The sequence below is a fragment of the Kluyvera sp. CHPC 1.2972 genome, from assembly GCF_036759925.1.
GTDB lineage: Bacteria > Pseudomonadota > Gammaproteobacteria > Enterobacterales > Enterobacteriaceae > Kluyvera.
Window position 1 is genome coordinate 298542 of record NZ_JAPKIB010000003.1, and the last position, 12666, is coordinate 311207.

Sequence of the window (12666 nt, forward strand, 5' to 3'; positions counted from 1 at the left end):
CTCCTTATTTGCTGTTGACGGATGAGACCAGATTCGCCAGATATTTGTCGGTGATACGCTGGCGCAGAGTCAGGTTTTCGAGTGGTGGTACCGGCGTATAGTCGTAATCAATAAACAGTTTTCCGGCCTTGAGGGTTTCTTTGCTGTTGGCCTCTTCGTCAAACCAGCACGTCGCATCGATGATGTACCCCCCGGTTTTCAGCTCGCGGAATTTCGCGTTAATACCGTCGATAATGTCGCGAATTAACGTGGCGGTGACGGGCTTATCATTTGCCCACATATGCCCTTCGGCCATTGTGTCGGCGATGATTTGCGCGGTGCGGGTGTAGTTTTCAAACTGAAACAGCGGGTCATCGGAGCAATTACGGTTACCCCAGAAGCGGAAACCATCAGCACGAATCAGCGTGGTAACACCAGCCTCATTCAACAGGTCGGCATCGGTGCCTTTTTCCTGCAAATCCCAGAAGACCGATGCACTGATGCCAGTAACACCGTTGACGCCGACGTTCGACAGGGTTTTATGCCACCCGGTGTCATTGTCGATTTTTGCGCGCAGCCCCAGCGCGATGGCGGTCGCGTAGCTGGTTGTCGTCGCGTTGGTCGTGGTATCCCACCCGAGGAAATCAGGCCAGATAATCATGAGCTCACGGGCGCTGAAGTTTTCGCGATAGGCGATAACGTCAGAAATGGTTTTACAGCCCCACGCGCTGACGTAAGCGAAAGCACGTAATTTCTGAGCCACGGACGCAAGCGCGGTCGCGACCTCCTGAGTATCGAGACCCGGCACACCGAGAATACGGGGTTTCACGCCGGTAACCGCTTTCGCCGTTAACAATGCTTTCAGTCCGGTGTATTTGCCGTTCTCATCCGTGGTGCCGATGATGTTCGAAATGGTTTGCGCCTGTGCCTCGTCGTCGTCGCCGGTACCCTCCGCGACGCGCACGACCACGATGACCGGTTTTGACTGGTCAGCAATGGCCTGTAAGGATTTTGCCAGGGTACCTTTGGTACCGGCTTTCGCGATGGCGTTTTGTGGGCTGGTAATCAGTACCGGCTCATTGAGCGGGAACATATCGGCATCAGCATCACTGGCCGTACAGACCATGCCGACAACCGCCGTTGATACGGTCGAGATTGTGCGTGTTCCGTCGTTAATTTCGACGACTTCGACGCCGTGATGATAATCACTCATCCGTTTAACTCCGTTAGTTGGGGTGAGTGATATTGTCTGGTTTACGCCTGTGTGCGGCTATTTGTCAGGGTTCGGCGGTGTCTGACACAACGGGATTTGTTGCCGGGAATTTTTTATATAGTGTCGATATGCCCACATCAAAAATCATCGCGACGCGCTGACGGGTTTCTCCGGCCGCAATCAGTCGCCCGGCCTGAGCCCATTCGTCTGGCGCCAGCTTTGGCCGACGTCCTCCGATTCGGCCCTGAGCGCGAGCGGAATCGAGCCCGGCGCGAGTGCGTTCGACAATCAGCTCGCGTTCCATTTCAGCAAGCGCGCCCATGATGTGGAAGAAAAAACGCCCCATCGGCGTTGAGGTATCGATACTGTCGGTCAGGCTCCTGAAATTTACGCCGCGCTGGCGAAGCTCTTCAGTCATCGAGACAAGATGCCGCATGCTACGACCGAGCCGGTCGAGCTTCCAGACAACCAGTGTATCACCGGCCTGAAGTCGTTTTAATGCGCGATTGAGTCCCGGCCTGTTGGTCGATTTCCCGCTGATTTTATCTTCGAAAATTAGCTCACATCCCGACCGTTCCAGTGCGTCGCGCTGTAGCGCAGTGTTTTGTTCATTTGTTGATACGCGCACATAGCCAACCTGCATCGGTTTTCCCTTATGCAAAAGCCGGAATGATGCCAGCCCGGCGGGAAAACTGCATTTTCTTAAACGTTGGTTTGAAAGAGGCAGCGAAGAGAGGTGTTGGTACGGGAGTAAACCAGATTCCGGATATGTCCGCCTTCGCATCAGGATCTGGATATCAAAAACTACCAGGTGGATATATTTTGCAGTGGGGATCTGCGAATGCTGGCAACTCAGCCTCAACGGGAATATCTAATACGTTCCCGATTCCATTCCCGTCAGGGATTGTAATCATTACAACCGGGCAGATTGACCCATCTTATACCACAGCGCAACAGCCAGCAGCGGTAGGTATTTCGCTGCCCACCACCACAGGGTTTATTGCGAAGTCAGCCGCTGCTAACACTGATGCATTTAACTATTTAGCCCTCGGGTACTAACATGGCAAATTATATCTTTAGTCCATCAAAAAATGCGTTCTATCCGTTTGAATTAAAAACCTCCTACGAAATAACAGACTCATGGCCGGAGGACGGAATCGATGTAGAAGATTCTATTTTTATAGAGTTCACAGGAATTCCACCTGAGGGCATGATGCGCGGGGTAAGTGGTGATAATATGCCGCTATGGATTGAACAACCAGAGCCGACACAAGACGAATTGATCGCAGCTGCTGATGTTGAAAAACAGGACAGAATTGACCGAGCCAATGTGTATATGAATGGCAAGCAGTGGCCTGGTAAGGCCGCTATGGGGCGGTTAAAGGATTCAGAAAAAATACAGTACAGCCTGTGGTTAGATTACCTCGATGCGCTGGAGGCAGTAGACACGTCCAGCGCACCAGATATCAACTGGCCTGAGTCACCGGAGGTGTAGGCCAGTCCGGGTCTGTTGTATCAACTCGCATCAGCAGCACCCGGTATTTTTTCCATTCAGCCAGCGCGGCCGTTTCGTCATCCGTCGCAATACCTGCATCTACGGCATCCTGTCTCCAGGCTATCTCAGCATCAGCGCCTGCTTTCAAAGCTGATTTTTGTGCATCATTCACAGCTGTTATTTCTTCCCTTGTGGGAGGGGGGATTTCCACCCATGCAGGGAGGCCATCTTTTCCGGCGACTCTGTATTTTCCTTCTGGTGGTTCATTTGAAAACTCGAAAAATATTGAATTATCCACTTCAATACTATCGCCGGGCCAGCTACCTGCTTTTTCATAGATACTTCTTAACTCATCAGCATAAAACGCATTTTCTTTCGCAGAATAAAACATATTATTCACCATCCAATCGCAAAGATTCTAAAACCGCCATAGGCGGCACATGTAATTTGGGTTTTTGTAAAACTTGTATAATATGCTCGCCCTGCAGCCAGGTTGAATGCAGCAGTAGAACTCAAATCTACAGGATTAGTAGATATATCACTGAATAACGGAATCATGCACTCATTAGGAAATGCGATAGGGAAGCTCACAGTGGTAGTCGTTGTGTAATCGCTCGTTGCCCCTCCGGTCCACTGTAAAATAATTACCTTTTCTTCCCCTGCAACTATTGCAGGTATAGATAAATAGCCTCTGCTGCCAGTAGCGCATCTTGCTGCCGCCAGTTTTGCGCCTCCCCCCAAACCAAGGTATGTGAGAAGCCCCGCAACATCTTTTCCGCTAAGTGCCGTAAGCGTGGCATCTTTGGCTTGTTTGTTTGCCAGCGCGTTCGTCATCGTCGTGGCAAAGTTTGGGTCATTACCCAGCGCTGCTGCCAGTTCATTCAACGTATCAAGAGCTGCCGGTGATGATGCCACCAGTGCCGCAAGAGCTGATTTTACAAAAGCGGTAGTGGCGACCTGTGTATTGTTAACCGTCTGTGCCGCAGTAGGCGCTGTTGGCACCCCGGTCAGAGCTGGGCTCGCAAGCGGCGCTTTCAGCGCCAACGCGTTATTAATAGTGGTACTGAAACTAGGGTCATTGTTAATAGCCGCAGCGATTTCTTTAAGCGTGTCCAGCGTGGCAGGAGCACCGTTAATCAGGGCAACCAGTGCAGCCTGCACAAAGGCCGTGGTGGCTAGCTGCGTGGAATTATTGCCTGCCGCTGCCGTCGGCGCTTTTGGCGTGCCGGTGAATGTCGGATTGGCTTTCGTCGCATACTGCGTATGAGGATCGGTAGCTGCGATATGTTTTGCCATCTGGTCATCAACATATACCTTCAACTCCAGCACCTTATCATCCACATATTTGCGGGTTGCCAGCACGACTGATGGGTCAATTTTTAAGGTGATCGCTGAAGTGCTCGAGACAACCAGAATCATGCGAATGGTCTGCGTTCGACCGCTACCCTCAGCCAGTAACGGCTTATAGGTTTCCGGGCAGTTGGCGACAGCAATCAAAATGCCATCGTCATCATAAAGACCGATTTCGCGAATGAAGAAACCGCCCTCATTCTCCGGGATGATTTGCTCGGCAATAATCTGACTGGCGTCGTTTGTATCAACGGCCAGTGAATTCAGCGGCTTCCGGCGGCGCTCGCTAATGAGCTTTGTCTGAGCCGGGTCAGGTGTCGGCAATGTGCCGTTCCCGTCGCCGACGGCCATTTGGGTAATATTCAGTTGTGTACCAAGTGCGGTCGCGTTTGCCAGTCGCGCCGCGCCCTGATTGGTCAGGATGGCAAAATATTTTGTCGTCATGCGCTTACTCGCAGGTTATCAATCAGATGAATGGCCGAAGCCGGATAAAAATCACCACCGACGACAATTTCCTCGGCGGCATAGGGATAAACGGTTAACAGGTCGCCGTCGTAGCAACTGGCACCCACATAAGCGCGCCCGGTGGTGCTCAGGCTGATAGCGAGCCCGGTCAGGTGTCGGCTTGCCGGTTTAGCCCCTTCAATCAGGCGCTCGAGCTCGAGATACATCTCATCGGTGATGCCGGTCTCGAGTACGCCCACAACCAGCCGGAAAGTACCCGGCTCTTCGTTGAGCGCCCACCACTCCTTAACCTCAATCAGATAGCCCAGCGGCTCCACCACGCGCCGTAGTGCGGTGATGGTGCCTTTGTGGGCGTGAACGTAAAACGCCGAGGCGATAACGCTGCGTTTTGTCGCCTCCGTCCAGTTCTCATCCCAGCGGTCAACCGAAAACGCCCACGCCAGATAGGGCAGCAGCCGTACCGGGCAGGTGCGCCAGTTCCACAACGTGCGAAGCGGTATCGGCACACGCTCGATATCTGCGGCCGCGCGAGCGGCGGCAACCTCCAGCACCGACGAGCCAACGGGCAACAGCCGGTTATCACTCATCGGCACCCCCGTCAGCGATGCTGTATTTGGTGCAACAGGATGCCTGGTATTTACTGAGCACAATGTCGGCCAGTGGCGCGGCCAGTTCGACACGCTGCACACCTTCGACGTGCAGAGCGGCATAGATGGCTGACTGACGAATATCGCGGCCTAGTCGCTGTTGCGCGGTGATATACGCCCTGAGTTTTTCTTCAGCAGCCTGACGGATGGGCTCGGCTTCCGGCCCCGGATAAAAATAAAGGGTCGCGTCAATCTGATACGGCACGACTTCAGCGCTCTGCACGGTCACCCGGTCACCAACGGGGCGTACCTCTTCAGCGTTAAGCGCTTTTTCTACGATGGCCAGCAGGTCATCAGATGCTGTGCCGTCATCATCACGAGAAAGAACGGTAATGGTCACGCAGGCCGGTGATGGGCTCACAACTGAGATATCAGCGACCCGTCCGTCAGCACTTCGGCCGTGATATTCATATGCGCCGACCGGACCCGCCACACTGAGCCCTTCATACGCCTGTTGTGCGCGTAGCCGTAAATCAGCGTCAGACTCCATGACCGCCGGTGTCGGCGGGATAGTGTTGTCATCGGCAGGTGTCACGGTCTGACGCGAGGTGTTGTTGTTCCCGGCTATTACGTCGAGGTCGTTATTATTCGCATAGGCCAGTGTGCAGCCTTTCCCGGCATCGTTTACACGCTGACGCCAGATGACCTCACGGTAGGCGTTTTCCTCCAGATATTTCACCAGCGGCTCAGACTCAAGGGCGAGAGTGCGCGCAACAGCTTCCTGTTGTTCTTCAGGATAAAGCGAGACCAGCGTCGCTTTGCGTTCCGCGAGAATGGTCTCAAAATCCAGCGTTTCCACGAAGTCGGGCGCGGGGAGCTGGCTCAGGTCGATGGTTGCCATAAATTCAACTCACTGGGATGGTTAGAGAAATCGTTTTGCCGGTATCTTTGGTCTCGCCGGTCAGTTCAACAATCATCTGGCCGTTAAACTGGCGCTCGACCGTCAGCGCGCTGATGCTGATGCGCGGCTCCCACTTCAGCAGCGCCATATAACAGGCGCACATAGTTTGCAGCTTCAGCGCGTCGGTCTGTGGCTGGTCAACGAGGGAGAACAGCAGCGAGCCATAATCGCGGCGCATCACGCGCGAGCCGACCGGCGTTCGCAGAATGTCGCTACAGCTCTGTCTGATGTGCTCAGCATCAGTGATAGCGCGCCCGGTCTCGCGGTTCATACCGATGTAACGTGTTGTCATAGTGGTGTCCCTGTTTCACCGCCGCTGTCGCCGGGGTGTTTATGCAGATGAAGCACTTTTCCGTTTGAAGAAAGCGAGCCGCCGGTATGGGTGATATCACCTTTCATCGTCCCGCCTTTGGTGACCTCGAGTGACCCGGTTGTCAGTTTGTTGGTGCAGACCACCTCCGGGGTATCGAGGGTGATGCGGGTCTCGGCTTTCACCGTCACCACCGGCACCGTTACGGCGATGGATTCCGACGCTGTAACGACTGCGGTTTTGATGCCGCTCACCGTCAGCGCGCTGGTCTCCGGCTCGTACTCGATAACCGCCCCGTCAGGAAAGGTGATGTGAAATGCATCAGCCGACGCCGACGGCGCGGGGTGGTCATCAGAAAAAATACCGGGCAACACAAAGGCGGTATCGAGCTCACCGCCCACGGCCAGCAGTAAAACCTGTTCGCCCACTGACGGAGCCCACCAGACACATGAACGACCGGCGCGCGTGGTCAGCCATTGAAGCCAGTCAGTAGTAATGCCGCCAGTCTGGACACGACAGCGCCCGTCAGCGAGGTCAACTTCGACAATGACGCCGGTGCGGATCAGGTTGCGAAGGAGGCGTAAAGCGTCCTGAAGATTTGCGCGAGTATTCATACAGGGAAGGATGCCGCCCAGAACTCTGAGCGGCAATTGATGCGGGTTTTACTGTCAATGACACAACATCAGGGTTAACTATTGTAAACTTTTTTGATTACTTCCATGCACTCAGCATGTGCCGCCTTATGGTACTCAAACTCTTTGTTGTAGAAAAAAAAGAAAGCCTTCTTCACCTGAGGCATTTCAATAAAGATAAATTCATCCACTTTATGAAAAAAATGAAAACTAGGGTTTTTTGTGTTAAATATCAGCAATGAGTTTCGCTTACTGCACTTATTCATTTTAATAAGAGCTCTTCGGGTTCGTCTTATCGTACGAAAAACCTTGTGTGGAGTCGTATCGATATCACCCCAAAACATCGCAACAGGGATATCCGCAATAAAAGGTATATAATTACCGCCCTTATACCTTAGGAATCGGGAGCGCAGATCCATCAGTTGCAGTTTGAAACCAATGTATTGCAGCCACCATATGATGCAGTCAACTTCATATGAGTCCAGTTCTGCGCCATCTTTATCACGGAATAATCGCTTTAAATAGTCTTCAAAAGAGCCAAGCAAATCTGAGTTACACCCTCTACAAGCCGGAATGGTTGATTTTATATAACTGGCAGATTGGTTGTTTTTAGTATTAATAAGAAATTTTTTTTGGTCAGCTTCAAACGCCCATTGTGGAATGATGTGCTCTCTGGTGATTTCATTTTCACTCCCACAGAGAACACAAATCTCAGCGTTGTGATCTGATATAATCCTATCCATCACTATTTTTTGAGACTTTTTTATCCGTTGTCTCAGCATGCTAAATTTTAGATTCATAACATCAACGATCTCAGTCAGCCTTCGATAATCTCATTAATATAGCATTCTCAATGAGTTGAATAGAATCTAGATCAAACCCGATGAGCGGTCGGGCGTCGTACTGTACCGGCTTGCTGTTTCGCCCTGGCTTATCCTTCAGGCCGTACTGATGCACATTCACCATCCGTTGCACCTTGCCGGTAAATTCCACGACCGCCGCATCATTTCCCGCCGTGGCTTTCATAAAGCGACTGGTGCGGAGCTTCGCGAACATTTCCCGCTTAACCCGGCCTTTCTTCGCTTTCACCGGCTGGCGTTTTCGTGCGACGTATGGGGTGCCATCGGGAGCTTCCTGCGTTTTAATCCGGCGTTGTTGCCGGGCGCGCAAAGTCTTTGCGATATCTGCGGCCATCCTGCGTCGGGCGGTCGGGGAAAGTGCCGCAATCAGCCCCGCGAGCTTATCGTCGAACGGTTTAAAATCATTCATCCCATTGACTCACCAGCTCACCCTGCACATACAGCTCAGTCGGGCGGGTGACCGGCTCCGGCGGCTGCGGTTCCGGGGCTTGTTCGACGTGCAGCTCGTGCCCCTGTTCTTTGACAATCGTGCGCTCGGTCAGCATCAGGCTGATGCTGATATCAGTGCTGTCATTGCTGTTGATATCGGCAAAATAGGTGAAGCCCTTTTTGCGGCCCTCATCGGTCGTCATGATGTCGGCCTGATGAATGCGCAGCCACGCCTGAACCGGCACGAGCAGCAGTTCGATATCCCCGGTGAAGTCAGTCACCACCACATTGAGCGTGTACTGATTTTCAAAAGACAGCGACGCCGCCAGCGTGGAGGCGAGTTTCCCGTTATCGATAAAAATACGCATCATTTCGGGGTTACGCGCCAAATCAGGCACGGCGTCAGTTAAGGCTTTTCGCAGACTCTTCGGCTTGTACATCGATTTTGTCCTGGCAGTTTTTTACCGTTCTGACCTGAAGCGCGCAGCGCTCAAGGGCGCTTTCGAGCTGGCGTATATCCGCGCTCAGGTCGCCATTAGTGGTCGGGTCACTTCCCGGCATCGGGCAAAGGCTGACCCTCGGGCAAGCGTTGTAAACAATCACCGGCGTCGGCACAGGCGGCGCGCTGGTGCAACCGGCGCACAGCATCAGGCAAATCAGCGCTATACCAGCGGCGAAGCTGTTCGTTTTCATTGAGTAACCTCGTGATAGTCTGTTCCCGACGTTGCGCCCGGGCTCCGGCATCCATGAGTTCGCCGCGCAGTAAGACCTGAGCGGTCTCGTTTTCACCACTGATGCGGTGGGAAGTTTTAAGCTGGCTTTTCAGCATGCTGATAACCGTTTTCTGTTCACCGGCGACTTTATTCGCCCGTTCAAACGAGCGGGTCAGGCTGGTGTTTTCGTGGCGCATCCAGAGCAGCCCGGCCACGGCCAGCGCTAACAACACAATCAGCGTTTTCATTGTGCCCCCTTCAGGCAGTATGTGCGTTCGCGCAAGCGGCGATTTTCGAGCCCGGTATTACGGACACCGTTCACAAACACCCAGCGGGTGAGCTGGTCACAGGCTTGCCACCATTGCCGGTGCTTCAGGTGATAAACCAGCGTTGAGCGACAGGCCGCGCCGGTGCCGACGTTAAAGGCGAAGCTGACCAGCGCGTCATACACAGCGGGTGGCATGTCTACCGGCACACAGACCGCGAGTCGCTGCTCGACGTTCAGCACGTCGGCGACCAGATTCGCAGCGGCTTCTTTCCCGGTGATATCCCGTTTCGGGGCCACCCCGGCAGTGTGGCCGATGCCTGACGTCCACACCCCCGCGCTGCACTGGTAAGGGCGCAACCGACAACCCTCGAGGTCGGCAATCAGCGCGAGCCCCTCCGGCGAGGTGTGGAGCAAACGGAAATCAGGCACCAGTGCCGCCAGCGCCAGCACGACGGCCACACTGCAACGTTTAACGATTGAGGCCACGAATAACCCCCTTATCGATACCCATTGAAACGAGGTAGTTATACGTCCTGCGGCGATACCAGAAATTCACCAGCGCGGTGAAAATGGCACAGCCACCCCCGATAAAAAGCGCTGTCTTTTCTGGCGTCTGCGTACCGAAATACGCCAGCGCTACGGACAGCCAGTACGTCAGAAAGGTCGTGATTTTTTCCATCGTCAGTCCCATAGGTTAACGGTCTCCGATACCGGTGCGGCGTCGACTTCAGGCAAGCTGACCGCCGTGCCGTGAGGCAGGACGACGCCCAGCTCGGCGAGACCCGGATTAGCCAAAAGCACTGCCTCGACCACACCCTCAGTACGCCCGTAATGGCGCTGACATAACGTGTCGAGCGTGTCGCCCTGATGCGCGATGACGTTCATCAGATTTGTCCCACAATGCAGCGCGCTTTGTCCTGGATGCGAGCGACCGACCAGCGCATGTCACGCCACATTTCATCGATGGTGTCCTCGATGCTGTCGGCTTTTTTATCGCCTTTGGCGCTGGCATCAACGCCGCGATAACGCTCGTACAGCGTCGCGGTCGTCATTGAGCAAACGGCGTTGAAGTAGTGGAAGACCCGGACGCTTTCGCCGTCGAGTTCATCCGTCGGCACATCCTCAAGGCGCGGGTAACCGTCGGCGAGCTGAAGGTCGCGCCATTCGGCCAGCTCGGCGTTGGTCTCGGCCATCGCGGTTTTAATTGCACGACGCAGACGCACCGGCGTCACGGTCTGCTCGAGGCGCATTTCATCGCGCATACGCTTCGGATCAACGTCAGGGAAAAAGGCGGTGTTTTTAATCACCGGCTCCTCAACCGGCACAGGCGGAATGACCATCTGGTCGCGCGGTTGCGTCGGGTTGTTCATCACAATCGTGCTCATGACTACCTCAGTAATTAGGTGGGCGGTGGTCGCCGGTCGCAGCTACGGTGAATCACCGACATTGACCAGCGAGCCGCCCGGCGCGGGGCGCGTTCGGTTAACCGGTGACTTTCTTCGGGCGTCCTCGCCCTCGTTTCACTGGTGAATCTGTTTTTTTAGCGGGTGCCTTTTTAGCGACGGTTTTCTTTTCCGCTTTTTTGGCGGCGACCGGCTTCGGGAATACCTCGCGGGTGAGTGTCTCAATGTCCTTGCGAACACCGGCGCTAGCGTCGAGCTGTAAGGCGCGTTTCAGATGCCCTAGCGCTTCAGGAAGCTGACCGGCATCACGTAACGTCAGACCGGCGACCTTATGCAGCCGGGCGCGCACTTCATCAGGCATGTCGGCAGCGTCGGTCAGACTAATGACCTCGAGCAGTTGCGCGGCGTCGACAGGCTCACCGGCCATACGGGCACGGAGTGCCGCGAGCGCAACCTCTTCGGCCAGCATGTAAGGCGCGGGGCGGGAATGGTTTTCCGGCATCGAGAGACCGAAGCGCAGCGCATAGCGCGCAATCTCGACAGCGCCAGTGATATCCCCCGCATCGAGACGCCAGAGCATCACCGTCATCAGGATGTCATCCTGTGCGCCGGTGCCGCTTTCCAGTACGCCAGCGACCCACGGCAGGTACAGCGGGAGTAATTCGCGTTTTTTATCCGCTTTACGTTCTTTCGAGCGAATGTCTGAGAGCGTCCGGCGGTCTGCGGCCAGCTTGACGAGCATTTGCTCGTAAGCCGAGGCATGACGCAGCGGGGCGTTTTCCCGCTGCGATGCCCTGATAGCCGAGACCCGCATCGCGTGACGCTGTGCGGGGGTTGCCATCGGTTACGCCTCCGCGCCGTCAGTTTCAGCCGGGGCGGTGCCGGTCATAGACTGCACCGCTTTGACCAATGCCGCCGCAAAGGCATCTGCGCTGGTTGTTTCCGGCGTGGCGGTCTCGTCCTGCTCGAGAACGTCGATATTCTCAATCAGGCAACCGGCCTCGTAGTCCTCGACCACGAAATCGACTTTGACCTGTTCGTAGTTTTCCACCTGGTCGAGTTTCGGGTTTTCGACGATGTGGCGGCGGTGGCCGTCTTCGTACAGATAAATCGACAGGTTATCCAGCGTGGTGATCAGGATGCTGTTGGCCGGGAAGAACGGCGCGCGCACCGCCTGAAGCTGGCCGATGGTCTTCTGGCTGATAATCAGTTCACCGGCGAGCTGTTCGCTGTTCGCCTGGAATTTGTTAATCATCGGGAAGTATTTGTCGGTCAGGATGCGGCGACCACAGATAACCACCATTTCCGGGTTTTCGCGGTGAATTTCCGCGACCAGCGATTCAAAAGCATCCATCACCAGCGCGTCGAGGTTGGCGTAATGACCACCTTTACCCACCTTGATGGTGTTCGAAATCACCGTACCATCATCGTCGGTGACGCTGGACATGACGCGCTCAGGCGCATCGTTGCGGTATTTCTGCAACCAGCCGACAGCCACATCCTGAAGCAGTGGATTCTGAGCACGGTCGGAGGTCGCCGCGCGGCTTACACCGTTAAAGCCGATGGTGATGTAGTCCAGCGCCTGACGCTTGATGATGGCGTTGCGAATACGGATCTGGAAATCCTGAAAACGCGCCCACAGGTCGAGCTTGCCGTACTTCAGGTGATAGTCGAAGTTGACCGGATGACAGAAATAACGGTATGCATCGAGCTTGCCAAAATCAGCGGTTTTACGCTCGATGCCGCCGTCGGTGTCGGTGGTGCTGGCAATGGTGCCGGTCACATCGATACCGACTTTCTCTTCGGTCAGCTCGCCAACGGTCACCATGTTGATGAGCTTCAGGAAGCTGGACGACTGCTGGATTTTGTCAAACAGAGTCTGAGTGACCGACGGCTCGACGGTGAATTTTTTGTCGAGGTCGCTGGTCTTGATGCCGTTCAGCTCGGCGATACGGCTCAGGTACTGATTGAATTTAAAACGGGTCTCTTTACGCATGGGGT

At 54.6% G+C, this 12666-nt stretch carries 21 protein-coding genes; 2 read left to right on the plus strand and 19 right to left on the minus strand.

The features are described 5' to 3' along the window. Positions 1–4: 4 nt before the first annotated feature. Positions 5–1192 (minus strand): phage tail sheath protein, encoded by a 1188-nt coding sequence (locus tag V6944_RS07430; protein WP_333498470.1) that lies wholly within the window; start codon positions 1190–1192, stop codon positions 5–7. 64 nt (positions 1193–1256) lie between these two features. Further along, positions 1257–1835, minus strand: coding sequence for a recombinase family protein (locus tag V6944_RS07435; protein WP_333498471.1), 579 nt, complete (start codon positions 1833–1835; stop codon positions 1257–1259). 26 nt (positions 1836–1861) lie between these two features. On the opposite strand from V6944_RS07435, the gene V6944_RS07440 reads away from it, so the two are divergent. Beyond that, a complete protein-coding gene (locus V6944_RS07440; RefSeq protein WP_333498472.1) occupies positions 1862–2251 on the plus strand; it encodes a gp53-like domain-containing protein in 390 nt (129 codons plus the stop codon). Position 2252: 1 nt separating this feature from the next. Next, complete coding sequence (locus V6944_RS07445) at positions 2253–2687, plus strand: tail fiber assembly protein (RefSeq protein ID WP_333498473.1); 435 nt, start codon at positions 2253–2255, stop codon at positions 2685–2687. Here V6944_RS07445 and V6944_RS07450 read toward each other — a convergent pair. From V6944_RS07450 to V6944_RS07530, 17 genes are all read right to left on the minus strand, one after another. Continuing rightward, on the minus strand, positions 2659–3078 hold the full coding sequence (locus tag V6944_RS07450) for a tail fiber assembly protein (protein ID WP_442910724.1): 420 nt from the start codon (positions 3076–3078) through the stop codon (positions 2659–2661). The genes V6944_RS07445 and V6944_RS07450 overlap by 29 nt on opposite strands. 5 nt (positions 3079–3083) lie before the next feature. Beyond that, the gene (locus tag V6944_RS07455) at positions 3084–4481 is read right to left on the minus strand and encodes a phage tail protein (protein ID WP_333498475.1); all 1398 of its coding nucleotides are present in this window, start codon (positions 4479–4481) and stop codon (positions 3084–3086) included. After that, positions 4478–5089, minus strand: coding sequence for a phage tail protein I (locus V6944_RS07460; protein ID WP_333498476.1), 612 nt, complete (start codon positions 5087–5089; stop codon positions 4478–4480). The genes V6944_RS07455 and V6944_RS07460 overlap by 4 nt, the downstream gene beginning before the upstream one ends. Next, positions 5082–5990, minus strand: a complete 909-nt coding sequence (locus V6944_RS07465) for a baseplate assembly protein (protein ID WP_333498477.1) — start codon at positions 5988–5990, stop codon at positions 5082–5084. The genes V6944_RS07460 and V6944_RS07465 overlap by 8 nt, the downstream gene beginning before the upstream one ends. 4 nt (positions 5991–5994) lie before the next feature. Beyond that, positions 5995–6342: a GPW/gp25 family protein gene (locus V6944_RS07470; protein ID WP_333498478.1), complete on the minus strand. Its 348-nt coding sequence runs from the start codon at positions 6340–6342 to the stop codon at positions 5995–5997. After that, positions 6339–6974: a phage baseplate assembly protein V gene (locus V6944_RS07475; RefSeq protein WP_333498479.1), complete on the minus strand. Its 636-nt coding sequence runs from the start codon at positions 6972–6974 to the stop codon at positions 6339–6341. Before V6944_RS07475 ends, V6944_RS07470 begins: the two co-directional genes overlap by 4 nt. Positions 6975–7048: 74 nt before the next feature. Continuing rightward, positions 7049–7735, minus strand: a complete 687-nt coding sequence (locus tag V6944_RS07480) for a hypothetical protein (protein ID WP_333498480.1) — start codon at positions 7733–7735, stop codon at positions 7049–7051. A 70-nt stretch (positions 7736–7805) separates the two neighbouring features. After that, positions 7806–8261, minus strand: coding sequence for a phage virion morphogenesis protein (locus tag V6944_RS07485; protein ID WP_333498481.1), 456 nt, complete (start codon positions 8259–8261; stop codon positions 7806–7808). Continuing rightward, on the minus strand, positions 8254–8721 hold the full coding sequence (locus V6944_RS07490) for a phage tail protein (RefSeq protein ID WP_333498482.1): 468 nt from the start codon (positions 8719–8721) through the stop codon (positions 8254–8256). Before V6944_RS07490 ends, V6944_RS07485 begins: the two co-directional genes overlap by 8 nt. After that, complete coding sequence (lysC, locus tag V6944_RS07495; protein WP_079935231.1) at positions 8684–8929, minus strand: Rz1-like lysis system protein LysC; 246 nt, start codon at positions 8927–8929, stop codon at positions 8684–8686. Before lysC ends, V6944_RS07490 begins: the two co-directional genes overlap by 38 nt. After that, positions 8829–9242 carry an Rz-like lysis system protein LysB gene (gene lysB, locus V6944_RS07500; RefSeq protein WP_333498483.1) on the minus strand — a complete coding sequence of 138 codons (414 nt, stop codon included), beginning with the start codon at positions 9240–9242 and terminating at the stop codon, positions 8829–8831. The genes lysC and lysB overlap by 101 nt, the downstream gene beginning before the upstream one ends. Beyond that, positions 9239–9748, minus strand: a complete 510-nt coding sequence (locus V6944_RS07505; protein WP_333498484.1) for a lysozyme — start codon at positions 9746–9748, stop codon at positions 9239–9241. The genes lysB and V6944_RS07505 overlap by 4 nt, the downstream gene beginning before the upstream one ends. Further along, on the minus strand, positions 9732–9953 hold the full coding sequence (locus V6944_RS07510; RefSeq protein ID WP_333498485.1) for a primosomal protein: 222 nt from the start codon (positions 9951–9953) through the stop codon (positions 9732–9734). The genes V6944_RS07505 and V6944_RS07510 overlap by 17 nt, the downstream gene beginning before the upstream one ends. Continuing rightward, complete coding sequence (locus V6944_RS07515; protein WP_001100637.1) at positions 9944–10147, minus strand: tail protein X; 204 nt, start codon at positions 10145–10147, stop codon at positions 9944–9946. Before V6944_RS07515 ends, V6944_RS07510 begins: the two co-directional genes overlap by 10 nt. Beyond that, positions 10147–10647: a head completion/stabilization protein gene (locus V6944_RS07520; protein ID WP_333498486.1), complete on the minus strand. Its 501-nt coding sequence runs from the start codon at positions 10645–10647 to the stop codon at positions 10147–10149. The genes V6944_RS07515 and V6944_RS07520 overlap by 1 nt, the downstream gene beginning before the upstream one ends. Before the next feature lie 97 nt (positions 10648–10744). Further along, positions 10745–11506: a phage terminase small subunit gene (locus tag V6944_RS07525; protein ID WP_333498487.1), complete on the minus strand. Its 762-nt coding sequence runs from the start codon at positions 11504–11506 to the stop codon at positions 10745–10747. A 3-nt stretch (positions 11507–11509) separates the two neighbouring features. Further along, positions 11510–12661 (minus strand): phage major capsid protein, P2 family, encoded by a 1152-nt coding sequence (locus V6944_RS07530; protein ID WP_333498488.1) that lies wholly within the window; start codon positions 12659–12661, stop codon positions 11510–11512. Between the last annotated feature and the right edge of the window lie 5 nt (positions 12662–12666).